At 46.0% G+C, this 25,936-nt stretch carries 23 protein-coding genes; 17 read left to right on the top strand and 6 right to left on the bottom strand.

The window, feature by feature from the left end:
• Genes IUA53_RS01055 through IUA53_RS01025 form a run of 7 tightly spaced genes read left to right on the top strand, consistent with a single transcriptional unit; the run spans position 1 to position 5,776 of the window.
• The gene (locus tag IUA53_RS01055; protein ID WP_196898003.1) at positions 1–1,068 is read left to right on the top strand and encodes an MJ1255/VC2487 family glycosyltransferase; all 1,068 of its coding nucleotides are present in this window, start codon (positions 1–3) and stop codon (positions 1,066–1,068) included.
• Positions 1,069–1,119: 51 nt separating this feature from the next.
• Entirely contained in the window at positions 1,120–1,302 is a 183-nt protein-coding gene (gene lptM, locus IUA53_RS01050; protein ID WP_231401229.1) for an LPS translocon maturation chaperone LptM, read from the top strand.
• On the top strand, positions 1,302–2,552 hold the full coding sequence (gene lysA, locus IUA53_RS01045) for a diaminopimelate decarboxylase (protein ID WP_044055563.1): 1,251 nt from the start codon (positions 1,302–1,304) through the stop codon (positions 2,550–2,552). Before lptM ends, lysA begins: the two co-directional genes overlap by 1 nt.
• Positions 2,553–2,587: 35 nt before the next feature.
• Positions 2,588–3,418 (top strand): diaminopimelate epimerase, encoded by an 831-nt coding sequence (dapF, locus tag IUA53_RS01040; protein ID WP_044055562.1) that lies wholly within the window; start codon positions 2,588–2,590, stop codon positions 3,416–3,418.
• Positions 3,415–4,110: a DUF484 family protein gene (locus tag IUA53_RS01035; RefSeq protein WP_196897998.1), complete on the top strand. Its 696-nt coding sequence runs from the start codon at positions 3,415–3,417 to the stop codon at positions 4,108–4,110. The genes dapF and IUA53_RS01035 overlap by 4 nt, the downstream gene beginning before the upstream one ends.
• 5 nt (positions 4,111–4,115) lie before the next feature.
• On the top strand, positions 4,116–5,033 hold the full coding sequence (gene xerC / locus IUA53_RS01030) for a tyrosine recombinase XerC (RefSeq protein WP_196897996.1): 918 nt from the start codon (positions 4,116–4,118) through the stop codon (positions 5,031–5,033).
• 17 nt (positions 5,034–5,050) lie between these two features.
• A complete protein-coding gene (locus tag IUA53_RS01025) occupies positions 5,051–5,776 on the top strand; it encodes an HAD-IA family hydrolase (RefSeq protein ID WP_196897994.1) in 726 nt (241 codons plus the stop codon).
• A gap of 48 nt (positions 5,777–5,824) precedes the next feature.
• Here IUA53_RS01025 and cysE read toward each other — a convergent pair whose 3' ends face one another.
• A complete protein-coding gene (gene cysE, locus IUA53_RS01020; protein ID WP_044055558.1) occupies positions 5,825–6,625 on the bottom strand; it encodes a serine O-acetyltransferase in 801 nt (266 codons plus the stop codon).
• A 305-nt stretch (positions 6,626–6,930) separates the two neighbouring features.
• On the opposite strand from cysE, the gene uvrD reads away from it, so the two are divergent.
• Positions 6,931–9,102, top strand: coding sequence for a DNA helicase II (gene uvrD / locus IUA53_RS01015; protein WP_196897992.1), 2,172 nt, complete (start codon positions 6,931–6,933; stop codon positions 9,100–9,102).
• 37 nt (positions 9,103–9,139) lie between these two features.
• On the top strand, positions 9,140–10,396 hold the full coding sequence (locus tag IUA53_RS01010; RefSeq protein ID WP_196897990.1) for a GGDEF domain-containing response regulator: 1,257 nt from the start codon (positions 9,140–9,142) through the stop codon (positions 10,394–10,396).
• Here IUA53_RS01010 and rarD read toward each other — a convergent pair.
• The 3 genes from rarD to IUA53_RS00995 are packed head-to-tail and all read right to left on the bottom strand — an operon-like array spanning position 10,385 to position 13,216.
• Positions 10,385–11,353 (bottom strand): EamA family transporter RarD, encoded by a 969-nt coding sequence (rarD, locus tag IUA53_RS01005; protein ID WP_044445941.1) that lies wholly within the window; start codon positions 11,351–11,353, stop codon positions 10,385–10,387. The genes IUA53_RS01010 and rarD overlap by 12 nt on opposite strands.
• 19 nt (positions 11,354–11,372) lie before the next feature.
• Positions 11,373–12,710, bottom strand: coding sequence for a magnesium transporter (locus tag IUA53_RS01000; RefSeq protein ID WP_196897988.1), 1,338 nt, complete (start codon positions 12,708–12,710; stop codon positions 11,373–11,375).
• 26 nt (positions 12,711–12,736) lie between these two features.
• Positions 12,737–13,216, bottom strand: coding sequence for a thioesterase family protein (locus tag IUA53_RS00995; protein WP_044055552.1), 480 nt, complete (start codon positions 13,214–13,216; stop codon positions 12,737–12,739).
• A gap of 164 nt (positions 13,217–13,380) precedes the next feature.
• On the opposite strand from IUA53_RS00995, the gene recQ reads away from it, so the two are divergent.
• Positions 13,381–15,219 carry a DNA helicase RecQ gene (gene recQ, locus IUA53_RS00990; protein ID WP_196897986.1) on the top strand — a complete coding sequence of 613 codons (1,839 nt, stop codon included), beginning with the start codon at positions 13,381–13,383 and terminating at the stop codon, positions 15,217–15,219.
• A gap of 31 nt (positions 15,220–15,250) precedes the next feature.
• On the opposite strand, the gene IUA53_RS00985 is transcribed toward recQ, so the two are convergent.
• Complete coding sequence (locus tag IUA53_RS00985) at positions 15,251–15,919, bottom strand: glutathione S-transferase (RefSeq protein WP_044055550.1); 669 nt, start codon at positions 15,917–15,919, stop codon at positions 15,251–15,253.
• A gap of 152 nt (positions 15,920–16,071) precedes the next feature.
• Between IUA53_RS00985 and IUA53_RS00980 the strand changes: the two genes are divergently transcribed.
• The 4 genes from IUA53_RS00980 to IUA53_RS00965 all read left to right on the top strand — a co-directional run bounded on the left by IUA53_RS00980 (position 16,072) and on the right by IUA53_RS00965 (position 21,716).
• The gene (locus tag IUA53_RS00980) at positions 16,072–16,392 is read left to right on the top strand and encodes a hypothetical protein (RefSeq protein ID WP_196897984.1); all 321 of its coding nucleotides are present in this window, start codon (positions 16,072–16,074) and stop codon (positions 16,390–16,392) included.
• Positions 16,393–16,551: 159 nt separating this feature from the next.
• A complete protein-coding gene (locus IUA53_RS00975) occupies positions 16,552–19,338 on the top strand; it encodes an EAL domain-containing protein (RefSeq protein WP_231401228.1) in 2,787 nt (928 codons plus the stop codon).
• Between the two features lie 154 nt (positions 19,339–19,492).
• Positions 19,493–20,107 carry a GTP cyclohydrolase II gene (gene ribA, locus IUA53_RS00970; protein ID WP_044055546.1) on the top strand — a complete coding sequence of 205 codons (615 nt, stop codon included), beginning with the start codon at positions 19,493–19,495 and terminating at the stop codon, positions 20,105–20,107.
• 169 nt (positions 20,108–20,276) lie between these two features.
• Positions 20,277–21,716: a DUF3300 domain-containing protein gene (locus IUA53_RS00965; RefSeq protein WP_196897980.1), complete on the top strand. Its 1,440-nt coding sequence runs from the start codon at positions 20,277–20,279 to the stop codon at positions 21,714–21,716.
• Here the strand turns inward: IUA53_RS00965 and IUA53_RS00960 are convergent.
• Positions 21,705–22,586, bottom strand: a complete 882-nt coding sequence (locus IUA53_RS00960; RefSeq protein WP_196899386.1) for an ATP-grasp domain-containing protein — start codon at positions 22,584–22,586, stop codon at positions 21,705–21,707. The genes IUA53_RS00965 and IUA53_RS00960 overlap by 12 nt on opposite strands.
• A gap of 427 nt (positions 22,587–23,013) precedes the next feature.
• Here IUA53_RS00960 and IUA53_RS00955 point away from each other — a divergent pair, with 427 nt between their 5' ends.
• The 3 genes from IUA53_RS00955 (at position 23,014) to IUA53_RS00945 (ending at position 25,912) form a co-directional block, all read left to right on the top strand.
• The gene (locus tag IUA53_RS00955; protein WP_196897978.1) at positions 23,014–24,495 is read left to right on the top strand and encodes a methyl-accepting chemotaxis protein; all 1,482 of its coding nucleotides are present in this window, start codon (positions 23,014–23,016) and stop codon (positions 24,493–24,495) included.
• Between the two features lie 5 nt (positions 24,496–24,500).
• Positions 24,501–25,028, top strand: coding sequence for a DUF6436 domain-containing protein (locus tag IUA53_RS00950; RefSeq protein ID WP_196897976.1), 528 nt, complete (start codon positions 24,501–24,503; stop codon positions 25,026–25,028).
• A gap of 137 nt (positions 25,029–25,165) precedes the next feature.
• Positions 25,166–25,912 carry a glutaredoxin family protein gene (locus IUA53_RS00945; RefSeq protein WP_196897974.1) on the top strand — a complete coding sequence of 249 codons (747 nt, stop codon included), beginning with the start codon at positions 25,166–25,168 and terminating at the stop codon, positions 25,910–25,912.
• The last annotated feature ends 24 nt before the right edge of the window (positions 25,913–25,936 follow it).

Genomic DNA, 25,936 nt, shown 5'->3' with positions numbered 1-25,936 from the left:
ATGAAATTATTGTATGGCGTGCAAGGTACCGGCAACGGGCATATTGCACGAGCACGAATTATGGCGGCTGCCCTTTCGCAGCGTTCAGATATTGACGTTGATTTTGTTTTTACCGGCCGCGCGCCCGATAAATACTTTGATATGGATGTGTTTGGACAGTACCAAACGCTTACAGGGCTAAGCTTTGTTACAAAACGAGGGCGCGTGGATCGCTGGGCGACATTACGCCAAGCGAACGTCAGCCAGTTCATCAAAGATGTGAGGCATTTTGATGCCTCAGGTTACGACTTATTAGTTAACGACTTTGAGCCGGTAACAGCATGGGCGGCTAAACGTCAAAATATTCCCTCCATATCAATTAGTCACCAAGCGGCGTTTGCCTACGATGTACCAAAATCTGGTGATACCCTTATTGACAAAGTTCTCATGAAAAACTTCGCCCCTACCGACATTCAGTTGGGTGTGCACTGGTATCATTTTAATCAACCCATTATTCCGCCATTTGTGGCAGACAAACCCGCTTCTATGCCCGGAAAAGGTCATATTCTTGTGTATTTGCCCTTTGAGGATGTGGCTGATATACAACAAATGTTAGAGCCTATTAGCGATCAAGTTTTTCAGTGTTTTCACCCCAATATCAGTGAAATCAAAGAAGCAGGACATATCCAATGGAATCCCACGTCTAAGCAGCATTTTCAGCGGGCATTGCAGCATTGTAGTGGTGTCATCGCAAACGGGGGCTTCGAACTTTCAAGCGAAGCATTGCAACTAGGTAAAAAGTTACTTATCAAGCCACTACATGGGCAATTTGAGCAATTATCAAACGTGCTGACGTTGAATAAACTCGACCTTTGCCAAACCTTATTTCAATTAGATACTGATATTGTTGAAGAATGGCTAGAAGCACCAGACATCGAAGCCATTGCCTTTCCAGACAATCCTGACGTTCTTATCGATTGGCTCAAAAAAGGGGATTGGAAAGACACACAAACTTTATGCAACGAACTTTGGCAAAACGTGCATTATGGCGATAAAACCCAAGAACGCTTATTGGCTCTTGCATTTTAATCCCGCAATGCGATGATAGCGGCATTTGATGTAGCTTTTGCGGGAAATTTCGTGCTTAAAAAGTGGGTTGTACTAGTTTTTATCACCATGGCATTAACAGGCTGTGGTTACAAAGGGGCGCTATATATTCCTCAAGCGCCTGAGCAAAATGCACCTGACGATGAGTCGAATAATGCAGTGCCTTCAAGCACCTTGCCACGCTCCCCCACCTCCACCTCGGGAGAATCTAATTAATGGATTTTTTTGCTTATAAAAACAACCAACTTTTTGCCGAAGATGTTGCCGTCAGTGACATCGTTAAATCTCATGGCACCCCTTTATACGTCTACTCGCGTGCAACATTAGAGCGCCATTGGCATGCGTTTAACGACGCTATAGGCGAACACCCTCACCTTATTTGCTACGCAGTGAAAGCCAACTCAAACCTTGGTGTTTTAAGTGCCTTGGCAAAACTAGGCTCTGGCTTCGACATTGTCTCTGGCGGTGAACTCGCACGGGTGATTGAAGCAGGCGGAGATGCCAGCAAAGTTGTATTTTCAGGGGTAGGTAAGAAGGCCGATGAAATTGCTTACGCGCTAAATCAAGGCATCATGTGCTTTAACGTAGAGTCTGAACCTGAATTACATCGTATTAATGAAGTCGCTGGCAAACTGGGCAAAACCGCTCCCATTTCTTTGCGTATTAATCCAGATGTTGATGCCAAAACCCACCCTTATATTTCTACTGGGCTGAAAGCCAATAAGTTTGGTATTGCCCGTGAACGCGCCATTCAAACCTACGAGTTAGCCGCTTCACTCCCTCATCTCAATGTAGTGGGTATGGACTGCCACATTGGTTCTCAGCTTACGGAAATTGGCCCCTTTGTTGATGCACTAGAGCGTTTGCTTATTCTCATTGATGAATTAGCTGAAAAAGGCATTGTCATTTCCCACCTCGATGTAGGGGGTGGATTAGGGGTTACCTACAATGATGAAGCTCCTCCACATCCAAAAGAATACGCAGCTGCCATGGCTGAAAAAATGACGGGCCGTGAACAGCTCAAGCTCATTTTAGAACCAGGCCGAGCCATTGCCGCCAACGCTGGTATCTTGGTTACCGAAGTTGAGTTTATCAAGCAAGGGGAAGAGAAAAGTTTCGCCATTGTTGATGCTGCCATGAACGATTTACTGCGCCCAGCCCTTTACTCAGCATGGCAAAATATTATTCCTGTAAATCAACAAACCTCCTCTACGCCTTGTCTTTATGACGTGGTAGGGCCGGTATGCGAAACCGGTGATTTCATTGGTAAAGACCGCGAACTGGCCATTGCCCCAGGTGACTTACTAGCCGTAAGAAGCGCGGGTGCCTATGGTTTTGTGATGGCATCAAACTACAACAGCCGCTGCCGCCCAGCTGAAATAATGGTGGATGGTGACGAGTCAATTGTTGTGCGAGAACGAGAAATTCAAAAAGATCTCTGGAAAGGTGAGCATAAACTTACGTAAACTAGGGTCAAATTTAAAATAAAGATGCGCGGTTAATGCAGGTTCAGTTTTCAAAAATGCACGGTCTGGGTAATGACTTTATGGTGATTGATAACGTCACCCAGAACGTCTTTTTCTCAAAAGAGAAAATTCAGCAGTTAGCAAATCGAAATTTTGGTATCGGGTTTGATCAACTTCTCATGGTTGAACCTCCCTACGATCCTGAACAAGATTTCCATTATCGTATCTTTAACGCAGATGGCTCTGAGGTGGAACAGTGCGGTAACGGCGCACGTTGCTTTGCCCGATTTGTTAAACAAAAAGGCTTAATTAATCGCAACAAAATTGTGGTGAGTACGAAAGCGGGAAAAATGGTGTTGTACCTAGAAAAAGACGGGCAAGTTACCGTTAATATGGGCAAACCAGACTTTGTACCCGCTAATATTCCACTGAAAGCGAATAAACAAGAAAACACCTATATCTTGCGTCTTGATGATAAAACCTTATTTTGTGGTGCGGTGTCCATGGGCAACCCTCACTGCGTCATTGAAGTTGAGAACGTAGATACTGCCGACGTGCTGGATATTGGGCCATTGGTTGAAAGCCATGAACGCTTCCCTGAAAGGGTGAATGTTGGCTTTATGCAAATCATTAATGAGTCGCATATTCGGCTACGTGTATTTGAGCGGGGCTCCGGTGAAACACTCGCATGTGGAAGCGGTGCGTGCGCAGCAGTTGCAATTGGTCAAATACAAGGTAAATTAAGTAAGGATGTTCGGGTAGACTTACCCGGAGGAACACTGAGGATCCGCTGGCCTGGCCCAGATAGTGTGCTAAAAATGACAGGCCCAGCTGAACACGTCTACGACGGACAAATAAACCTATGAGTGAAATTTCAGGGCAAACGAGCGCTTCTGCATTGGTGGAGGTATTTTCTGGTGACAGTACGTTATCGCCGCAAGATGTGTACACCTTCTTAGCACAAAACCCTGATTTTTTTATACGCTATCCTGAGTTACTCGAAAAAATTAAAATTCCCCATGCGCAGAAAGGCAGTATTTCTTTAGTCGAAATTCAAAGCGAACAGCTTCGAAAGAAAGTACGCCAACTCAACCTTAAGCTGTCGCAGTTAGTTAGCATTGCCAAGCAAAACGAAAAGATTTATCGCGTTTACACCGACCTCAACGTTCAGCTTCTACGCTGCGAAAGCGTTGCCGAGGTGCAGTTTACGCTGGAAGATGTATTGCAAGAGCGGTTGCAATTGTCCTCAGCGGTTATTAAGAGTTTTAAAGGCCCTCACGCTATTCCTGAATTACAAAAGCGGCTGTTTACTGAGAAGCGATTTAAATCGTCGTCGTTCTTTTTCGGTCGCTTATCGCAACATGAGCGCCAATTATTATTTGCGGAAAGCAGTGCCGAATCTGTTGCCCTTATTCTGCTTGGTGACCAAGAAGATTTGGGCATCTTAGGGATAAGCAGTAGCGATGCCAGCCATTTTACTCCAGACATGGACACCTTGTTATTGCAACAACTTCAGCAAGTGCTAAACATTATCTTACCTGAGATGATGGGGTATTAGTTTTCGTGGAAACGGAAACATTGCTTAGTCCCAACTGCCAACACTGGCTTGATAAATTTATTTTACACTTACAAGTGGAACGTGGCCTATCAGCTCACACACTCAGTAATTATCAGCGCCAACTCCAAGACATCGCAAAGACACTTCATCTTCAGGAGTGGTCTAGCATTACCCCTGTAGATGTAAAACGTGTCATGGCTAATGCCAAGTTGGCTGGGCATAAGCCGCGCAGTATTGCCCTTCGTTTGTCTGCACTGCGTACCTTTTGCCAATACCTTATAGAGCAAAAACAACTGTTCAGTAACCCTGTGGAAGGAGTTTCAGCGCCCAAACAAGGCAAGCCATTGCCCAAACAACTCAGCGTTGATGAAATGCAGCAACTGTTAAGCAATGACGCACAAAGTAGCGGCGATGAAGGCATTGCGTGTCGCGATGCGGCTATGTTCGAGTTGCTATACGGCTGTGGCTTGCGGTTAAGTGAACTCACGGGTCTAAACCTAAGTGATTATCAAAAAGATGGCACCATTAGGGTAATGGGAAAAGGCAGTAAACAGCGCATTCTTCCTTTGGGTCGTCAAGCACAACGGGCGTTAAACGCGTGGCTAAAAGTTCGACCTGCATACACAACACCCTATGAAAATGCTGTCTTCGTAAGTAAACGTAAAACCCGCATATCAAATCGACAGGTGGCAAACCGGCTAAATCATCTCGCCCAACAACAACATCTTTCACAAACCGTCAGCCCGCACAAACTGCGCCATTCCTTCGCCACACACGTATTGGAATCTAGCGGCGATTTACGAGCAGTACAAGAGTTGTTGGGTCACGCCAATTTATCAACAACCCAAGTGTATACACACCTCGATTTTCAACACCTCGCCAAAGTGTATGATGCCGCGCACCCTAGAGCACATAAAAAATAATGAAGGCAGCGTAATTTATGCAGTTTTTTCGATCTCTTCACGCCGTAAAGGCCATGACCTTTGATCTCGATGACACCCTTTACAATAATGAGCCCATTATTCAACGCGCGGAACGGGCACTTCAGCAACATATTCGAACCCACCACCCACGCGCGGCAGCACTAACCGCACAGCAATGGCTTCATCTTAAGAACAGCGCTATTGCCACGCGACCGGAATTAGCCTCAGATATGGGGCAGCTTCGCCTCACCGTGTTACGACAAGCGTTAACAGACGATGCTCAGGAACAAACATGGGATGAAGGCAAATTAGACGACGCAGTTATGGCCTGTTTTCACTGCTTTTACAACGCGCGTAGCCAGTTCACGTTAGCGGAAGAAATACATACAACATTAAAAACCTTAAGTGAACGTATGCCTCTCGTTGCTATTACCAATGGCAACGTCAATGCTAAGGCGATAGGCATAGACGCTTATTTTGACGACATTTATCACGCCAATCTATCTCGCCCTATGAAACCTTCACCAGTCATGTTTGAACAAGCGGCAGACAAACTAGGCATTGCGCCTCAGCATATTCTGCATGTGGGAGATAATTTACAAAAAGATGTGTATGCATCAATTAACGCTGGCTTTCAATCGGCTTGGTATGCCTGTAATCGCCCCATGGCGTTACAGCTAGAGAAAGTGTCAGTGCTGCCCCATGTCGTGTTGGACAATTTGTCTGAACTACTGGCGTTTTAGCCGCGAGGCTTGCCCTAACTTACTGGTCAAGCCGCACAGGTAAAATACTTAAACGTTGTCTTCTAGCACGTTTTGCCGCATAGACTCGCAAGGATTTTTGCATACTGGCCTGCCCACTACCTTAGCTGGCACACCTACAACGGTAACATGGGGAGGCACATGATTAAGTACCACGCTACCTGCGCCAACTTTCGCACCTTCACCCACTTCAATATTACCAAGAATTTTGGCCCCTGCCCCCACTAAGACACCCTGACGAATTTTTGGATGGCGGTCGCCAGATTCGTTGCCGGTACCACCAAGGGTGACACTTTGTAAAATAGAAACATTGTCTTCTATGACTGCAGTTTCACCCACTACAATACCGGTGGCGTGGTCAAACATAACACCTTTACCGATACGGGCGGCTGGGTGAATGTCTACACCAAAACTCGACGAGTTACGGCTTTGCAAAAATAAGGCAAGCTGGTGTCGTCCATGCAGCCATAAATAGTGTGCCATTCGATGCACTTGCACCGCATGAAAACCCTTGAAATGCAGTAGAGGAGTTAGGTAATCACCCACTGCGGCATCTCGCGCCTTAATGGCTTGAATGTCAGCAATGGCCGCTTCGCTGATACCGGGTTCAAGCAAATAAGCTTCGTCAAACACCTCTCGAATGGCCAAAGCAGGCATAACGTCATCGGCCATTTTATTAGATAAAATAAAGCTCAGAGACGACTCAAAATTATGATGTGCCAACACACTGGCATGCACATAGCTCGATAGTAACGGCTCACTCTCTGCAACTTTATGTGCTTCTTGTTTCAGCGACGTCCAAAAATCGATGGGCGCAGACATGGCATTCATTGGCGTTTCCTATAAGAAGTGTCTAACCTAATACCGCGGTACGCAAACACGTAACCCGTATTCATCGTTATTTTACCTGAGTTTACTGGCTAGCTGTACACAAGTGTTACCCAGCAAGCGTATTATTCGATCAATTTGTCGAATAACTTTGCTATAGGTTATTCCACACACAACTAACGAGTGCCATCCGCGCCTTTTCACTATGCATTGAAAAAGGGAGAGTTGAAAAACTGGACTGTATAAATTAACAGTCAGCTGGCATAATACCGCGGTTATTCATTGCAACGAATTAGGTAAATCACACTATGGATGTATCCAGACTGCTTGACGAGCTCAACGACAAACAACGTGAAGCGGTAGCTGCGCCCTTATCAAATGCCCTTGTACTGGCAGGCGCCGGTAGTGGTAAAACCCGTGTTTTGGTGCATCGTATAGCCTGGTTAATGGAAGTCGAAAACATCACGCCCTTCTCCATATTAGCCGTAACCTTCACCAATAAAGCGGCCAGAGAAATGCGTGGTCGTATTGAATCGTTAATGGGTAGAAGCTTACACAACATGTGGATTGGCACATTCCATGGCCTTGCCCACCGGCTGCTTCGTGCCCACCACGCAGAAGCAGGCTTGCCGGAAAACTTCCAGATTCTTGATTCTGACGATCAATATCGGCTTATTAAACGTATTTTAAAAGCCATGAATTTAGACGAAAAACACTGGGCGCCTCGCCAAGTGCAATGGTACATCAACGGCAATAAAGACGAAGGTTTACGTCCGCAACATATTGAAACCCATGGCGATCACATTCAAAAGAAGATGCGCGAAATATACGCCGCATATCAAGATGCTTGTGACCGCTCAGGCCTTGTCGACTTTGCCGAATTATTATTAAGAGCGCACGAGCTCTGGGCCAAGAACCCAGACGTTTTAGCCCACTATCAGCGCCGTTTTCGTGCAGTCTTAGTAGACGAATTTCAAGATACCAATAACATTCAATATGCATGGCTTCGCATGTTGTGCAGCGGCGACACCAACAATATTATGATTGTGGGGGATGATGACCAGTCTATCTATGGCTGGCGTGGTGCTAACGTAGACAATATTCAGCATTTCCTTAAAGATTTCGACAACCCAACCACGGTTCGTCTTGAGCAAAATTACCGCTCCACCGGCAATATCTTAAAAGCGGCTAACACAGTCATTGATAACAATACCGGCCGGTTGGGCAAAGAGCTTTGGACTGAAGACGGTCAAGGCGAGCTTATCTCGGTATACGCCGGCTTTAATGAATTAGATGAAGCGCGCTTTATTGTCTCTAAAATTAAAGACTGGCTACATCAAGGCAATGCATTAAAAGATACCGCTATTTTATACCGTAACAACGCCCAGTCGCGGGTACTCGAAGAAGCCCTCTTGCACGAAGGCATCGCTTACCGTATTTATGGGGGATTACGATTCTTCGAACGCCAAGAAATTAAAGACGCGCTTGGTTATTTACGTATGATCAACCACCCGCATGATGACGCGGCCTTTGAGCGTGTTGTGAATACACCAAGTCGTGGTATTGGCGAAAAAACCTTGTCTCAAGTGCGAGAAACGGCTCGTGCGCACAACTGCTCTATGTGGCAAGCCAGCCAATTGCTGATCAATGAAAAAGCGTTAAAAGGGCGGGCGTTAAATGCCATGCAAAGCTTTGCGCTCTTAATAAGCGAGCTAGAACAGGCCACCACTGAAGCGCCTCTCGAAGAGCAAGCTGATGTTGCTATACGTCAATCTGGCTTGTATGCCATGTACCAAGCGGAGCGAGGCGAGAAAGCGCAAGCCAGATTAGAAAACTTAGAAGAATTAGTCACGGCGTGTAAGCAGTTTATTGTGCCCGAAGAAGCGGAAGAAATGACGCCCCTTTCCGCCTTTCTCGCCCACGCGTCACTTGAAGCCGGCGAACAACAAGCCGATAAAGATCAAGACGCAGTCCAAATGATGACGATACATACTGCAAAGGGCTTAGAGTTTCCTCTTGTTTTCATGGCCGGTGTAGAAGAAGGGATGTTTCCCAGCCAAATGACCAACGACGAACCCGGCAGAATGGAAGAAGAGCGTCGCCTCTGTTATGTGGGCATGACACGGGCTATGCAAAAGTTATATATTACCTATGCAGAAAGTCGCCGCTTGTATGGCCAAGATAAATATCATACGGCGTCTCGCTTTATTAAGGAAATACCTGCAGACTGTGTAGAAGAAGTTCGCTTACGCACCACTATTTCGCGGCCCGTTCACAGTCGATTTAGCCAAGCAACGTCACATGCCTCCTTTGAAGATACCGGGTTTCAACTGGGTCAGCGGGTTGTGCATAGGAAGTTTGGCGAAGGTATTGTATTAAATTACGAAGGCAGCGGCGAGCACGCACGCGTACAAGTAAATTTTGATGAATTTGGTACCAAATGGTTGGTGCTAGCATACGCTAAGTTGGAGCAAGCGTAACCCTTTGGCAAGGCAGCCTACGATTAAGTAGAGTGATATGCAGCAACATGTGCTGGTGATAGAGAATAATCACACCAACGTAGACATCGTTTCAAAACTTGTTCGCAAGGCTGGCCTCATTCCGGTGGGTGCAAGTTCACTAACCGAAGCGAAAGTACGCTTTGCCAATAGGGTGCCAGAGCAATTTTTGTGCGCTGTTGTGGCTTATGTGCTGCCCGATGCCAAGCAAGGTGAAGCCATAGATTTCACCATTGAAGCTTACATTCCGACTATCGTGACCACTGAAAACCTCGACGCCTGTACCCGCGACAAGGTGCTGTCCAAAGATGTTGTAGACTACATTCCCAAAGAAAATGCGCAAAACTACGACTATCTTAACCGTTTGCTGGCACGGTTAGAAAAAAACAAATCTACCGGCGTCATCGTTGTCAGCACCCATCGTGTGCAACGTAAGCACATGATCTCACTACTTATTCGTCATAACTTTGTAGTATATGATTGCCTCACTGCCCATGACGCCATGCGCTTGTTGTCGCAACATCAACATATTCGTCTTGTGATTACAGATAATCAATTACCCGATATGTCGGGCACGTATTTTGTTTCCAGCCTACGCAAGGCGTTTTCAAAAGAGCAACTGGCAATTATGGGGATTGCCGGAGGACAGGGAATGCTCATGTCGGCGCATTTTATAAAAAGTGGCGCGAACGATTTTTTACGTCTGCCTTTTTGTCATGAAGAGTTTTTGTGTCGTGTGATGCAAAATGTGGAATACATTGAAAGCGTAGAAGCCATTCGACGGGCGGCGAACACAGATTACCTCACTGGGCTACCGAACAGGCGGCACTTTTTTTACACAGTCACCGTCAAACATCAAACATTGTCTAATAGTCACGCCCTTGCGCTTATCGACTTAGATCACTTTAAGCGTATCAACGACACTTATGGTCATGATGCAGGAGACAGTGTATTAAAGACAGTGGGGCGGCTATTAGAAGATGCCTTTAGCGAACACATCGTTGCGCGCTTTGGCGGCGAAGAATTTTGTGTGTACTTCCCTTACCATGATGGTCGTTACGCCAAAGATCAACTCGATGCTTTTCGCGTTACATTAGAAAAGCAGGCCATTTTGGTTACCGACGCTACGGTTAATGTTACCTGTAGCATCGGTATTGCTGATCATACCACACAAAGTATTGAAGAGCTTCTTAGTGCCGCCGACAGACAACTGTATTGCGCGAAAAATAACGGCAGAAATCAAATAAGCTATAACACCACACCGTTAGCCGGTTGACCTTTCTAGGGATTTTCTGGCCTTTCTTTGCTGAGAATAAGCCATCAAAGAGTCCACACTGAACACCGCTAACGCCAACCAGACAAAGCCGAATGTCACTAGCCTCGACTCTTCCAAAGGTTCCTCATACAAGCTTACCGCTAGAACAAACATAAGCGTAGGTCCTATGTATTGAAAAAAGCCCAGTGTTGAATACATGATACGGCGCGCCGCGGCCGTAAAGCATAATAGGGGCGCCGTGGTAACCACACCCGCGGCTAGCAGTAATACATTTAATGACATGCTATTACTCAATAAGTCACTGTATGCAGAGCCAAACATAAGCCAATAAATGAGGGCAAAAGGCGAGAGCATTAACGTTTCAATAAACAAACCGGGTAATGAATCTACCGCTACCTTTTTTCGTAATAAGCCATAAATACTAAAACTGAACGCCAGCACAAGTGCAATCCAAGGCAAATACCCATAGGAAAATACCAGTACTGCAACGCCAATAACCGCAAGCCCTACTGCCAGCTTTTGATAGCGCCTAAGGCGTTCTCCTAAAAATACGCGGCCCAAGAACACATTTAATAAGGGATTAATGTAGTAACCTAAGCTGGCATCCAGGATATGGTCGTTATTAATAGCCCAGATAAACAGCAACCAATTTGCCCCTAATAATAAGCCTGCTACAAATAATACCTGCATGACTTTGCGATTTTTAACGGCCGCAAAGACCTTTGGCCATTGCTTTAATCCAAAAATTAAAACGAACAACAGTAACGCCGACCAAATTACCCTGTGCATCAATATTTCAGCCGCAGGGATCATCGCTAGCTGTTTAAAATACAAGGGCGCCACACCCCACATAGAATACGCAGCAATGGCACACAAAACACCGACTTTAGCGGCAGAGGTAGCAGTAACAGATTGAGACAAGCCTAACTCCAGCGAGTAATAAAACGAAGACACCATAAAAGCAGCAATAAGACACTTACAGTAAAAAGAGTGAACCTAAGCCGAGAAATGCCACGAAGCCAACGATGTCTGTGACTGTGGTTAATATAACTGAACCTGACAAGGCGGGGTCTATTTTCAGCTTATCCAAAATCACAGGCACAAATACCCCCGCCAGTGCCGCCGCCACTATATTGAATAAAATGGCTAGACAAATCACAACACCAAGCAAGACATCGGTAAACCAAAAATACGCCACCACCCCAATAACAAGGGCCCAAATAACGCCGTTTACTCCACCCACTTTTAACTCTTTCACCATAAGCGCGCGTATATTGGCACTGGTAACTTGCCCTAAGGCCAGCCCTCGCACAATCAGCGTAAGGGTTTGGCTACCTGCAATACCACCCATGCTGGCCACCACTGGCATCAACACCGCTAACGCCACAACCTGTTGCAGCGTGGCTTCGAAAAGGCCGATAAACCAAGAAGCTAAAAATGCTGTTAGCAAATTAATACCCAACCAAAGCGCACGATTACGAGCACTTTTTGCCACCGGCGAGAATAAATCTTCATCTTCATCCATACCTGCCGAGGCCATCACTTGGCGCTCATAAAACTCATTAATCAATTCACTGGCAGAGGTAATATCCAAGCGCCCTATAAGCTTGCTGTTCTCATCCACAACAGGAAGGGCAGACAAACCGGAGCGCTGTACTTGCAAAGACGCGGTAGAAACCTCTTCTGTAGCATCTAATATTGCAGCGCTTTCTTCTGCTAACTGAACGAGTGATGTATGTTCTTGTGCTGCAAACAGCTTGTTCACTTTGACCAACGCAGAAAACTGGCCCGAGCGATTGACCAAATAGATGCTGTCACAGTGTTGCGGCAATTCACGACGCAAAAGCCTTAACCCCTCTCGCACTTTTGCATTCGCTGGCAATACCAGTAGTTCGTGGTTTACCCAGTGACCCACTTGCGAATCAGGGAACTGAGTAGCTTCGCGAAAGTACTTTCTTTCTTGGCTATCTAGCGTTTGGTAGGCTAAATCCACCAGCTTTGTGGGTAATGAGTCGAGAAGCTCAAGCAAGTCTTCGGCGTCAATGTCGGAGAAAATAGAGGCCCATTCGTGATGCGCCGTGGCATCAATCAGAATTTCTCGGGGGTCACTACGCATCTCCACCAGCACGGAAAGCTTTTTATCCCGTGGCACGCCTTCCCAAATAATGAGGCGTCGCTCAACCGGCAATGACTCTAGAAGTGAGGCAATATAAACCGTGTCTTGGCTACTTAGTGCAGTTAAAATAACCGCTGGGTCGTCGCCCATGCTGTCGGTGACAAATTCTTCAATCAAATCTGGCAAGGGTTCTGCCACACTGCACCTCCAAAAAATTTAGATGACTACCCCAACATATAAGTGCCCGTACCAAATGCGATATGATCACCCGCTTCGTTGTGTAGCTCCATTCTGCACACGGCTAATTTACTCCCTTTTCGAATAACCGCCGCCGTGGCAATAAAATGCGTGCCTCTTCCGGGTCGTAAGTAGTCCACGCGCATATCTACCGTACCCATTGTTGCGAGCCGCTTTTGCAAGCTGAGTAACTCGCTATCTTGCGTTTGATGAATAGTTTCAATAATGGCAGTAATGCCGCCTACGGTATCTAATAAACTTGCTGTCACACCGCCGTGAAGGATTTTTTGCAAGGGGTTTCCAGTTAATGCTTCACGCCATGCTAGATGTAACTCTACGCCCTGACCTCGTGGGATAAAGTCTAAACCCAACAATTGGTTAAATGGCATTGTATCACGGAACAAACTGATTACATGCGTAATCATTTTCTCTCGCAAAGGGTTTAATTGGGTGTGTGTCTCAGACATATAAATCGCCTCTTCTTAATGTCGTCTCTCAAGCGAGATTAGCCCAATACACACAAGCCAATTGTTTTATCTATTGATACTTGAATATTTTAATCCTGAATTTTAGTCCAGTTTTTACGTTTCTCCCGTGAAGATTGGATGAAAAAGGCGTAAAATCCCCCGTTATGACAACTGCAATCCCCAACACCACACAAGACTCACCGTTACCTCCCGCCGCTACGCCTGAAACCGTGCTAAAAGACGTGTTTGGTTATGACGCTTTTCGCGAGGGACAGGGTGATGTTATCCACCACGTTTGTAACGGGGGGGATGCCTTAGTATTGCTACCCACTGGCGGTGGTAAGTCGTTGTGTTACCAAATTCCAGCGTTAGTGATGCAGGGCACTACCATCGTGGTGTCACCGTTAATTTCATTAATGCAAGATCAGGTGGAACAACTACTCGCGCTTGGGGTAAGCGCCGCATACCTAAATTCAACGCTATCGACCGACACCCAATCGGACATTGCAGATAAACTCATTAACGGCAAATTAGATTTGCTCTACGTATCGCCAGAACGTTTACTTCAGTTTGGTTTCCAGCAAACCTTAAAACACGCTGATATTTCTCTGTTTGCGATAGATGAAGCACATTGTGTGTCGCACTGGGGGCACGATTTCAGACAAGACTATCGCGCGCTTGGGCAGATAAAGTCACGGTTTAAAGATATTCCTGTTATTGGCTTAACAGCCACTGCTGATGCAGCCACACAACAAGATATTCTAACCCAACTTCAGTTAGACGCGCCTTTGGTGTACAAGGGCAGCTTTGACAGGCCCAATATCCGCTATCGCGTCATGTCGAAATATAAGGCGTTCGAGCAAGTCGTTGCTTATGTAAAACAACAAGATGGCAGTGGAATTATCTACTGTAATAGCCGGGCGAAAGTTGACGATTTACATGCAAAGCTATTTCGTCAGGGCTTCCGGTGCGCTGCCTATCATGCTGGGCTAGATACCGATGAACGAGAGTTTGTTCAGCGTCAATTCCTTACCGACAAAATTGATATTGTGGTGGCAACTGTTGCCTTTGGCATGGGCATCAACAAATCCAACGTGCGCTACGTCGTGCATCATGATGTTCCCCGAAGTATAGAAAGCTATTATCAAGAAACCGGTCGCGCGGGGCGTGACGGCCTCGAATCGGAAGCCTTACTCTTATTTGATGAGAAAGACGCTGCGCGGGTCAAGCAGTGGATAAGCCAAGGTGAACTGGAAGACAGAAACCAAATTGAGTTGCAAAAATTTGCTGCCATGGAAGCCTTTTCTGAAGCACAAACCTGTCGCCGCCAAGTACTGCTGAACTATTTTTCACAATTCAGTGATAGCGCCTGTGGCAACTGCGATATCTGTCTTGACCCACCTAAAATGATAGATGGCACTGTGATAAGTCAAAAAGTGTTGTCCTGTGTACTGCGCTTACAACAGCAAGCGGCTACTCAGTATGTTATTGATGTATTGCGAGGAAAGCAGCTTAAACGTCTGCAAGAGGCGGGACATCATCAGCTCTCCACGTATGGTATAGGCAAAGACAAGTCCGACAGTTATTGGCATAACATCATTAATCAACTTATTCACAAAGGCCTTATCCGGGTGGATATTACCGCCAACGCGGCACTACGGTTAACCGAAGCAGCTCGGCCTGTATTGAAGGGCGAAATTGCCATTCAGCTTGCTACGCCAAGGTTAGAATTCAAGCCTGATAAAAAAGCCAAACAAGCGCCGAGTAATTATGATCGCACCCTCTTTATGAGGCTCAAGCATTTGCGCAAAGTACTGGCGGAAGAAAATGAAGTCCCCCCTTACGTGGTGTTTAGTGATGCCACGTTAGTGGACATGGCCTCTAAGCTTCCCACCACCAAAGACACCATGCTAGATGTCAGTGGTGTTGGGCAAACTAAACTCACCCGCTATGGCGACGCCTTTATGCAGCTTATTGGCGACTACGTTAATCGCGAAGCCTAGTGCGAGAGAATTGCAACAAGCGCGCCGAAAACTAGGCGTAGGCGTATTCACCGCCTTTTGCTAAGGCTTGTTGGTAAGCGGGACGGGCATGAACTCGCTTCACATAACCTTGTATGGCGGCGAAATCTTTTGCCTTTCCACTGGCCACGAGTGATTCAAGCGGGAATATCATTTGCACATCTGCCCCCGTGGGCTCGTCCCCAGCAAACCATGTGTGACTGGCAAGATACGACTCTACATAGCGTAAGCTTTGTGCCAAATTTGGCCCGTAATAGGCATTTAAAATTCCATCCACCAGCTTGTTCGTAATTGGTTTAATGAAAAACGGTTTTGCGCCTTTTTGCCTGGCTTTTTCCAACACCAGATTGGCCACCAGTGGCGGCATTAATGAGCCTTCGGCAAAATGCAACCAGAACAGATACTGCTGCAGTGCCTCGCCTTCAGTCGGTGAACAAAAGCTCTCTGACGCATAATGACGTACGAGGTACTCAACAATGGCACCCGATTCGGCAATGGCGCCGTCGGGCGTACTTAGCACAGGTGAACGGCCAAGGGGATGCACCGCTCTAAGCGAGTCTGGAGCCAAATTGGTTGTGCTGTCTCGTTGATAATGTTCAAGCTGGTAACTTACCCCAAGTTCTTCCAGTAGCCATAATATACGTTGTGAGCGCGAATTATTTAAATGATGTAAAGTGAGCATACCTCTCCCTAAGCTGTTTTTTGTAGGTGTTATTATTCCGCCTTCTACTATATACACAAATTCGCTTGGGGTAGTTTACTTCACGACAAATTTGCCATGTAATTTACTCACAATGACCCATTACCCCCTAGCTCCGACGAGGTTTCACATTCATGCCGCTACATGCAGCCAACCTTACCCACGCCATTCAATTAACAGAACACGGCGTAACCCTCGCACTGCCCTTGCCACAAACACCCCTTAAAACTCAACAATGGGTGGCACAGTTTGGTGCGCGTTTTGCGCTAAACCTAGGTGAGCCAGATTGGGGCGCCGACAGGTATCAAATAGCACTGTCTAACGAAGTAGTCAGCTGCCTGCTGTGTATCGAGTGGCTGTGCGAAGCTATTTGGCTTGAGCCTTTAGGAGCAAGTCAAAGCCCACAGCAACTGCATCGTTACCTCATAGATAGGTTAAAAACAGAAAACGCCTAGTGGTACAGAAGTTTTTTCTACAATGGGCTAAAGTTAAGCTAGTATAGCGATATGCAATTAATATTATTTGGAGCCTCGAACGCTGTTATGCCATTCATAAAAAAAGGAATTTTGGCATTTTTCAACGTGTTTCTCTTATTATCTCTTTTGGTAATAAGTGTGGCTGCTTGGCGTGTTCATGCCAGTGAACTTCATATCGACGAGCGCTTCGATATTGCTGTTATTAATCATAGCAGCACCTCCTTTGTGGCACACCAATCAGCCTCGTATCTTGATGTGCTTCATTCTACCCAAGCGCTTTCTACCACCCTGCCGTTAACCCTTGAAAATAGCCGCTTGTGGTTATCTGCTGAATTACGCAATACCGGGTTTAGCACTGTGCCACTGGTGTTGAATATAGACAGGCTAAATATTGATGACTTACAGATATACTTGCTAGACGATAATGCGCGTATTATTAAGTCCTATCGTTATCAAGCTGGAAAAGGGGACTATTCACTGAATAAGCCCCTGCCTGCGATTAGGTTGGCGTTTTCACTTAACGCGCAAGAACACTCTAGGCTATTAATTGGTGTCAAAGATGAAGGGCTTAGGCAATTTCCTATTTCCCTTTGGCATAAGCAAAGCTTGCAGCAATACGATAGAAACATGATGGTCATGCTCGGTGTATTACTGGGCATTTTAGGCATTATGGTGGGGTATTTTTTACTCTCTTATTTGTTTCAGCGAACACCCGCGCGGTTTTGGTTAGCCACGAATAACGCCATTTTGTTCGCGCTCTTTTTTGTGGCGCAAGGAGGGTTGGCTACTTGGCCTGCGCTCACCAACGCCAGCGAACCGCTATTCGCTATTTTACTGGGCGCAACATTCCTAAACTTGGCGAAGGTAACCCACAACTTATTTGTGCGAGTCCCGTTCTTTTTGCGCATTGTCTCGTTTTCACTCCCCCTAGCAATGACCATTTGGGCGCTGGTCAGCACCCCCTATAACGCCTCACTAATATTGATGGCAATGTGCCCCATAATTGGGGTGTATCATGTGCTTTTGGCGATGATCTTCAAGGACAGGCGAAATCAAGCGCTTAGCTATATTTTTTGCATGGCGTGGCTGTTCTTTACTGTGTTGTACGCCATATTTGTAAAAACCCTGCTGGGAACGCTCATTTATACCACTCCCTTGGTCTTTTTTATTCTTGCGTTATTGTCTATCGGCTTGCTCTGTTTAGGGTTTAGCGTAGAGCTAAAAGAGCGCAGCTTTAATGTTCAAAAGCTGTTAGAGCGAGAAGCCACCATTACAAGTTTAAATCGTTTTTACGATTTGTTTCGCAATTCTGCAGAAGGCTTGTATACCTCAACGTTAGAAGGTGACATCAAAACCGTTAACCCCGCCATGTGCGCCCTCTTTGGTTTTGAAGACGAAACGCAAATGCTAGAAACCATAAAAAATACCAAGCAGTTTTACGCCAATACTGAAGACCGAGATGTGCTGGTAGGCGAATTGCTAGAAAGTGGTATTGTCATGGGGCGTGAAATTAAAGGGGTTAAGGCCGATGGCAGCGAATTTTGGTTTTCCATTTCTTGCCAAATACGCGCCGCTGAAGAAGGCAATTTTCTCTATGGCTCTATTATTGATGTCACCGAGAAAAAACAGTCTGATTTAAGCTTGCAATATCTGGCTACTCACGACTCATTAACCGGTGTATTTAACCGACGTCAATTTGAAAATACGCTGAAAGCCAAATTAGCGGCCAAAAGCACTGACGAGATAGCCATTCTTTACCTCGATTTAGACCGCTTTAAGGTGGTGAATGACACCTGCGGTCACAAAGCAGGTGACACATTAATTAAAGATATTGCCCAACTGCTAGAAAAAGCCTTACCGGAAAGCGCGATGCTTGCTCGCTTAGGGGGAGATGAGTTTGGCGTTATTATTGAGAAGGCATCACCTGAACAAGCCCATGAAATAGCAGAGAGTTTATTAAACGTCGCGCAAGAATTCCGATTTATGTGGGACAAGCGCATATTTCATCTTGGGGTAAGCATTGGCATGGTTGTCTGCGATAATTCAGACACCACCGGTGAGCAATATTTAAGCATGGCAGACGCCGCCTGCTATTTTGCAAAGGAACAAGGTCGCAACCAAATACATCTTTATCATAAAAACGATAAAAGCATGCAGCGCTACCAAAAAGAATTAGATTGGGTTACCACCATTAACCACGCCCATGATGAAGACCGTTTCTTATTGTACTACCAACTTATGCGTCCATTAACCAGCGCAAACGACGGCTTTTACTATGAAGTATTACTGCGTTTAAAAGATCGCGATGGCACAGTCATTGAACCCAATGCGTTTCTCCCTACCGCAGAGCGGTTTGAAATGAACGTAAAGATTGATAAGTGGGTTATCTCCAATACCTTTGAGTACTTGCATGCAAACCCTGAACATCTAGCTAACTTAAAACGCTGCAGCATTAATTTAAATTGTCACTCACTTGCCGACAGAGACTTTAAGTTATTTGTTTTAAATGCTTTCGACAAATATGCCATTCCCTATGACAAAATTTGCTTTGAAGTCATCGAATCTGTTGCAATTATCAAAATGGAAGACACCTTGCGTTTCATGCAGTCTTTTAAAGAGTTGGGATGTTCGTTCGCCCTTGATGACTTTGGTAGTGGCTTCTCTTCATATAACTACTTAAAAAGCCTGCCGGTGGATATTGTTAAAATTGACGGTGCCTTTATAAAGGATATGCTCAACGATCCTGTCGATGTGGCCATGGTCGCGTCAATTAAAGAAGTGGCGAAAGCCATGGGCATGACGACGGTGGCGGAGTTTGTAGAGTCTGATGCCACCATGGCGCAGCTTGGAAGAATAGGCATTGATTTCGCCCAGGGCTTCAGTGTGTCTGCCCCTAAACCTCTCAATACATTTACCCCGTTATAAACTAGACTATATTGAAAGCGCCTTAGGCTACCCAATCAAATTGATATAATGTAACATGCCTCTCCAAAATTTAATGGGAGGTGTGTGTCTTTAGCCCTTGTAAAGGAAAAAAGCACCCCCAAATAACGCTTATGAAGATGGGTGTAGAAGTAACATGAGCAGCAAACAGCCAAAATACGAATATGTCAGTTCCGCTAAATTGCCTACCCGCATGGGCAATTTCAAGATCCATGGTTTCGTTGAAGCCAGTGGGCAGGAGCATGTGGCTTTATCTTACGGCGACTGGAAAGACAACGACGTGGTGCCTATTCGTATTCATTCTGAATGCCTAACTGGCGACTCGCTTTTTAGCACCCGCTGCGACTGTGGTTTTCAGCTTGAGAAAGCCATGCAAAATATTGTTGATAATGGTTGTGGCGTGCTTTTATATTTGCGCCAAGAAGGTCGTGGAATTGGCTTACTGAATAAAATTCGCGCCTATAATCTACAAGATAGCGGCATGGATACCGTTGAAGCCAACGAACATTTGGGCTTTGATGCTGACTTACGCAGCTACGATATTTGTAAAGTGATGCTCGACACCTTGAAAGTAAGTCGCGTTGAACTGATGACCAATAACCCCAAAAAATTGGCTGCTCTTAAAGGGTTAGGTATTGATGTTGTCGCACGTAAGCCCATTGACCATGGCATCACCGAAGACAACAAAGGCTATATCAAAACAAAAACTGAAAAGCTAGGGCACGCCTTCGACCCCCACGCATTTAAGTAAGCTATTACCCGCTTAACTATCTTTCGCTGCCTATTCGTTTAACCAAACTGAGCCCTGTTCAGTTTGGTTCAGCTTAGGTTAATATCCCAAGGTTTATAACGTATACATACTTTTATATCTCTACCACTATGCTTAATCACAAGCAGCTTGGTTAGAGTGAGGAGAATGTATGAAAAACGTCACCTTATCAATACTCTTGCTACTGGGTAGTGGTGCAGTTCTAGTGCCTACCTTTGCGTCTGCCTCCAGCCAAAGTCAAACCCAAGTAGAGGTTGCCGACTATTCAGATGCACAACTAGATAGCCTATTGGCGCCTATTGCGCTATACCCTGATGCACTGTTAACGCATATTCTTATTGCTACCACGTATCCCCTTGATGTGATTGCCGCCGACCGCTGGCGGCAAAGTAACACGCACCTTACTGCGCAACAAGTTGAGCAGGTCATCACCCCTATCAGCTGGGATCCCAGTGTAAAAGCCATTGCGCCTTTTACCGATATTTTGCATACCATGGCAGAAGATATCGACTGGATGGAGCAAGTTGGTGACAACATGTTAGTGAATGAAGACAGGGTATTAGACCGCATTCAGGTTTTGCGACAACATGCCTATCACTCTGGCAATTTACGCACCAATGATTACCTTGATGTTGCGCAAGAAAGTAGCATCATTTATATCGCTCCGCGGCATCGAGAGACCATCTATGTGCCCTATTACAACCCCACACATGTCTTTGGTCACTGGAATCACAGTATTGCACCTTATCACTGGCACTTTGGTGTGAGTGTGCACCAAAGTGCGAGAATTTATTGGTCGCCTCGCGTACACCTTTCTACCTTATTCTATTTTGGTGGCATTCACTGGCATAACCGCCATCTTGTTGTGCATCGTGGTCCGGTGACACGCTATTACCGCCATACACCTGTAAAGCGGGTTTACAGTAAAGGCTACCAACGTTGGAACCATAATGTTGACCACCGCCGTGCGCGCTATTCACAGCGGGTGACACATACGGCGCCAAAACGTTACCAGCACAAGCAAACCATCATGGTAAATAAACCCGGCAACAAGCATCAAATTAAAACAGGCACCCCTAATAGACATACCCTGGTACGTCACAGTGAACTCAAAAATAAGTTATCGGACAATCGAAATCGTAATAGGACAGTACGCAACAATCAGGGCACGATAGACACAACACGAGGAAATAAATCCCATAAAAACACGGTACGCGAGAACAAATCTGGTAATAACCAGTACCGTGAAAAACGTGTTCAAGACAAGGGGGTAAGAGGAAACCAACGCTATGCAAATGTGCAACAAAAGCTTAGCCGTCAGTCACACAAGCCGGCGACTAATAGCAATAAGTCGTCCTCGACACGCCATGAGCCATCGCTAAAAAGAAGCCATAATAGTAGCAATAACCGACATTCTGTAAGTCCACAAAGACAGGCTAAGCATAGCTCACCAGCATCTCGAAACGTTAGTCGGTACAGCGATAAATCTCATAGTCGCGGCCTAAAACAAGCCTCGTACCCCGCCCAAAAAAGTGCCTCACTCGAATGTGGGGCGCTTTTTTATGAATTGCGTGATCGCCTACGGATTTAAAGCGTCTTGCTGATGCATCGCTAAAAATGCGTCCACAAATTTCTGAGGCGATGAAGGGGATAAATTAAAGTACAGCGACGGCTCTATCAGCTCAAGCTCCATCAACGCCCACTCACCTTTACAGCGCACCAGATCTACACGTGCATACAACGCCTGTTCCGGCATGGCGTCAAGGGCTCGAAGAGCTGCGTCTAACATCGTCTGATCAGGTTCAATAAGATGCAGTGCCCCACCATGTTCTTCTTGTACACGAAAATCACCCGACTTGGGTACTTTTCGTATGCTGTGGCTAAACGCCCCGGCAAAATAAAACAGTGAATACTCACCTTCTTCTACAATGGAGGGAAGAAATGGCTGAATCATGTGTTTCCGCTCAGCAAAACAGCGAGATAAAGTCGGTATAAATTGGGTAATATTATCTCGGCTCACCTTGTAAGTATCGTCGGCATTGGCGCTTAATATGGGCTTGATAATTAGGGTGTCGGTGGCAAAAACGTCAAATTGCTGTACCAAGGTGTCTACTGAAAAGTGGGACTGCCAAAACGTCGGTACAGTACTCACCCCTCTATCTTTTAAATCTAAAAGGTAGCTTTTTTCAATATTCCACTTTATCAAGGTTAATGGGTTCAGCAATTTTGCTTTCGATTTATCGATACTCTCCAGACAGGCGGTAAACTCAGACGGATACTGCTGATAGTCCCAAGTACTGCGCACGATGACATAATCATAATCGCTCCAGTTGATGTCTTTATTGTGCCAAGACAACGTGGCTACCTGCCACCCTGCCTGCTCAAAGAAGGGGATGAGTAAGGTATCGTAAACGAAAAAACCTTCTAAATTATCGGTAGATAGAAAAACAATTTTTGCCACTGCTTTAGGCCCTTTTAACGAAAGCGACGGGTCTGTAGTAGATAGTCTGCGTACGATGCATGACTGCTTTTTCATGAGGCTATGGTATCACTTAGGGTGTGCTTTAACACACCATCACTCTTGCTGCCTTTGTGGTTTTTAACCGATGTTTAGGGAATGAATGTGGGGGACGCTTGGCCCCCAGGGCTGTGTAAGGTTTTATATGGGGTAATTGCCCAGGTTATTTCGGCGACATACAGGCTAGTCGCTATGCTCTAGAATCATTGGCAATAATGGTTTTACGGCTAAATTGCGAGTGAATTATATTTAAGTCTTAGACTAAAGTTTTGTGGTCTAAACTCCTCACTCACCGTACTATTTTCGTTATTAGCACACACAGCATTTGTTGCCTACACTTATAAAAAGCGTACATTCTTTGGAGAGTCATATGCAGTACCCTTGGATTGCCGAAGGTCATAAGATCTTTCGCGCCGTCATTGTCATTCAATGGCTGATATCATTGGTTATTGGGTTTATCACTGGCGAACTACTGCCTGCATTTCTATTTGGTATTCCGATTGCTGCTATTCCTCTGCTGCTTAGCTTCTCACAGCCCTATGCTGCTATCAGCCGCCATGCCATGGCCATTGGTACGCAATTACTCACGGCGTTACATATTCACCAAAGTTTCGGCTTAATAGAAGTCCACTTTGAAATTTTTGTTATTTTGGCGTTTCTTTCCTACTTCAGAGATTGGACGGTGATTGCAATGGGGACGGCAGTGGTTGCGGTTCACCACATTTCTTTCTTTATTTTGCAAACCCAGGGCGCGCCGTTAGTGATATTTGAAGAAGGTCATGTGACATTCTCAATCCTATTAATGCACGCTGCGTTTGCCCTCGCGGAAGGCGGCGTACTTATGTATATGGCCAAACAAGCCCACCAAGAAGGTGCTGGTGCGGCGCAACTTCGCTTAGCGATTGAAGATATGCAAAAAGAAGCGGGGCGACTGGATTTAAGTGTAAACGTTGATGCTTCAAACCCTGTTACACGACCTTTCGCAGAGCTTATTGGCCAGGTTAAAGACTTAGTTGAACTAGCGTCATCGTTAACCGATGATGTGGTGCGTGGTTGCGGCAAAATGGAAAAAGCGGCTAGCGATATGTTTGAAATCACCCAAAATACAGATCAAGAGCTCGCCATGGTGTCTGCGTCTACCGAAGAAATTGCGCAAACTATGCAATTATCCACTGAGCAAACAACCCTTGCCAGTGACAAAGCCCATGATGCTCAAGCCTCTTCGCAAACCACCCGTGACTCTATTTCTAGTACCAGTCAGACCATAGATTCTCTGCGTAATACGTTAAACAGTGCGGCAAAAACAAATGAAGCATTAAACGAGCAGTGCAGTCATATATCAGAAGCAATGCGTGCCATAACCGCAGTGGCAGAGCAAACAAACTTGCTAGCTTTGAATGCGGCCATTGAGTCTGCCCGCGCTGGCGAACATGGTCGTGGGTTTGCGGTGGTTGCTGACGAAGTACGTACGCTGGCAATTCGCTCGAAAGAAAGTGCCGACCAAATTACCACCATTACCGAACAGCTCGTTAACCAAACGGCAAACTCGGTTGATCAGATGCAAACCTGTATTACGCTGGTAGATGAAGCCGTGTTGTCATCGAATACCGCCACCGAAGCAATGACCCTTATTATGCAGCAAATTCAAAATGCCAGTGAAAGCATGACAGAAATTGCGACCTCCGCCGTTGAACAAGAAACCGCGTCGGCGTCTATTGCACAAAGCACAGCAAGGTTGAGCGAGTTTACCTCTCAGGAACTGGCTACCGCTGAATCCTTGTCAGCGGAGGTAACAACCTTAACTGACATTTCGCAGAAAATGCGAAATGCCATTGCTCGCTTTAAGTGCTAAGTAAGATGGCGAAGCGCTCAAGCTGGCTTTTGCTGTTCGCTTGGGCCGCATGCATATTGGCGGGATTGCTGTTTTATAGTCAAAAGCAGCTATCGGAGTTTGACCCGCAAGGCGTGCTTTTGCACGCCTCTACCGAGGCTAGTTTTGACACTGATATTGCGCGCGCTTTACAGCAAAACGGCATTCCTTCCGCCTCTATTATTCATGTAAGTACTTCAAAGGCCTGCTATTGCGACACGCTCGCTCAGCCCCATCAGCAGGCACTGCTGGCTGAATTAGAAACTGATGGCTATCGTTCTGTTGAACTGTCATTAGAACAAGTCCCAGAGCTTAAGTCTGTGATGACTGCCACACCAGCACTCATCGTCATTGATGATGAATACCAGCTTCGCTACCTCGGCCCCTACGCCACAGGGTATGGATGCTTTACTGGTAAAAACGTGGTGGAAGAGGTTTTACAGTACACCAAGACGCCCGCATACCCTGGTGCCATTATCAACGCCGACGGCCAAGGCTGCTTCTGCCACGCCTAAGTTAGGCCTTTCTCTCGTTTTGGCATGCTATATGTAATGTTTTATGTCATTCACGGTTCATAGCCGTTGCGCGGCTTTACCCTATAAAGCTTACCGCACCCCCTAACTTTGCATGAAATTTGTACATGGAGGAGCCAATGCATAAAGAAGCCACCTTATATCGAATGGTAACACCGGGTCACATTTGTCCGTTTGGACTCAAGTCGAAAGACTTGCTCAAGCGTGAAGGATTCAAAGTCGATGACAGGCACCTAAGTACCCGAGAGGAAACCGATGCTTTCAAGCAGAAGCATGGCGTAGACACCACGCCACAAACCTTTATCGATGGGCAAAGAGTCGGAGGGTATGATGAGCTAAGGCGTCATTTTAACAAAACCCCCGAGGAAGACTTTGGCTCTCGCTACACGCCCGTGATTGCTACCTTTGCACTGGCGGCGCTGGCCACCTTAGCTTTTCTGCTACGCGCCACCGTATTTAAGGACGGTGAGATATTTACCCTTGAAGGTACAATAATGACCTTTATCGGCGTATCTATGGTGCTGCTGTCACTGCAAAAAATTCAAGATGTGGTGGCGTTTTCACGGCAGTTCATTACTTATGACCTATTAGGCATGAAAAAGCCAAGGTATGCGTATGTTTACCCCTTTGTGGAAGCCTATGCAGGTTTAGCCATGATTGCAGGTATCCCCGCCATGCTCTTTGCCCCTTTCTCTATTTTTATCGGCGCAATTGGTGCTGTGTCGGTTATTAAAGCCGTATACATAGATAAACGGGAACTAAAATGCGCCTGTGTAGGAGGCAATAGCGATGTGCCTCTCGGGTTTATTTCGTTGACGGAAAACCTCGGCATGCTAGGTGCTGGCTTATGGATGCTGTTTTCATAACCCCCTGTTTTTGCGCTTTTACTC

Source organism: Alteromonas sp. B31-7 (genome assembly GCF_015767655.1).
GTDB classification, from domain to species: Bacteria; Pseudomonadota; Gammaproteobacteria; order Enterobacterales; family Alteromonadaceae; genus Alteromonas; species Alteromonas australica.
Note: the sequence above shows the minus strand (reverse complement) of the source record. Positions and strands in the feature narration are given on the sequence as shown.

Excerpts from the sequence above, each read along its gene's own strand:
- IUA53_RS01055 (WP_196898003.1), top strand. The coding sequence starts at position 1 with ATGAAATTATTGTATGGCGTGCAAGGTACCGGCAACGGGCATATTGCA.
- lysA (WP_044055563.1), top strand. The coding sequence starts at position 1,302 with ATGGATTTTTTTGCTTATAAAAACAACCAACTTTTTGCCGAAGATGTT.
- dapF (WP_044055562.1), top strand. The coding sequence starts at position 2,588 with ATGCAGGTTCAGTTTTCAAAAATGCACGGTCTGGGTAATGACTTTATG.
- IUA53_RS01035 (WP_196897998.1), top strand. The coding sequence starts at position 3,415 with ATGAGTGAAATTTCAGGGCAAACGAGCGCTTCTGCATTGGTGGAGGTA.
- IUA53_RS01025 (WP_196897994.1), top strand. The coding sequence starts at position 5,051 with ATGCAGTTTTTTCGATCTCTTCACGCCGTAAAGGCCATGACCTTTGAT.
- cysE (WP_044055558.1), bottom strand. The coding sequence starts at position 6,625 with ATGAATGCCATGTCTGCGCCCATCGATTTTTGGACGTCGCTGAAACAA.
- uvrD (WP_196897992.1), top strand. The coding sequence starts at position 6,931 with ATGGATGTATCCAGACTGCTTGACGAGCTCAACGACAAACAACGTGAA.
- IUA53_RS01010 (WP_196897990.1), top strand. The coding sequence starts at position 9,140 with ATGCAGCAACATGTGCTGGTGATAGAGAATAATCACACCAACGTAGAC.
- rarD (WP_044445941.1), bottom strand. The coding sequence starts at position 11,353 with ATGGTGTCTTCGTTTTATTACTCGCTGGAGTTAGGCTTGTCTCAATCT.
- IUA53_RS00995 (WP_044055552.1), bottom strand. The coding sequence starts at position 13,216 with ATGTCTGAGACACACACCCAATTAAACCCTTTGCGAGAGAAAATGATT.
- recQ (WP_196897986.1), top strand. The coding sequence starts at position 13,381 with ATGACAACTGCAATCCCCAACACCACACAAGACTCACCGTTACCTCCC.
- IUA53_RS00985 (WP_044055550.1), bottom strand. The coding sequence starts at position 15,919 with ATGCTCACTTTACATCATTTAAATAATTCGCGCTCACAACGTATATTA.
- IUA53_RS00980 (WP_196897984.1), top strand. The coding sequence starts at position 16,072 with ATGCCGCTACATGCAGCCAACCTTACCCACGCCATTCAATTAACAGAA.
- ribA (WP_044055546.1), top strand. The coding sequence starts at position 19,493 with ATGAGCAGCAAACAGCCAAAATACGAATATGTCAGTTCCGCTAAATTG.
- IUA53_RS00965 (WP_196897980.1), top strand. The coding sequence starts at position 20,277 with ATGAAAAACGTCACCTTATCAATACTCTTGCTACTGGGTAGTGGTGCA.
- IUA53_RS00955 (WP_196897978.1), top strand. The coding sequence starts at position 23,014 with ATGCAGTACCCTTGGATTGCCGAAGGTCATAAGATCTTTCGCGCCGTC.
- IUA53_RS00950 (WP_196897976.1), top strand. The coding sequence starts at position 24,501 with ATGGCGAAGCGCTCAAGCTGGCTTTTGCTGTTCGCTTGGGCCGCATGC.
- IUA53_RS00945 (WP_196897974.1), top strand. The coding sequence starts at position 25,166 with ATGCATAAAGAAGCCACCTTATATCGAATGGTAACACCGGGTCACATT.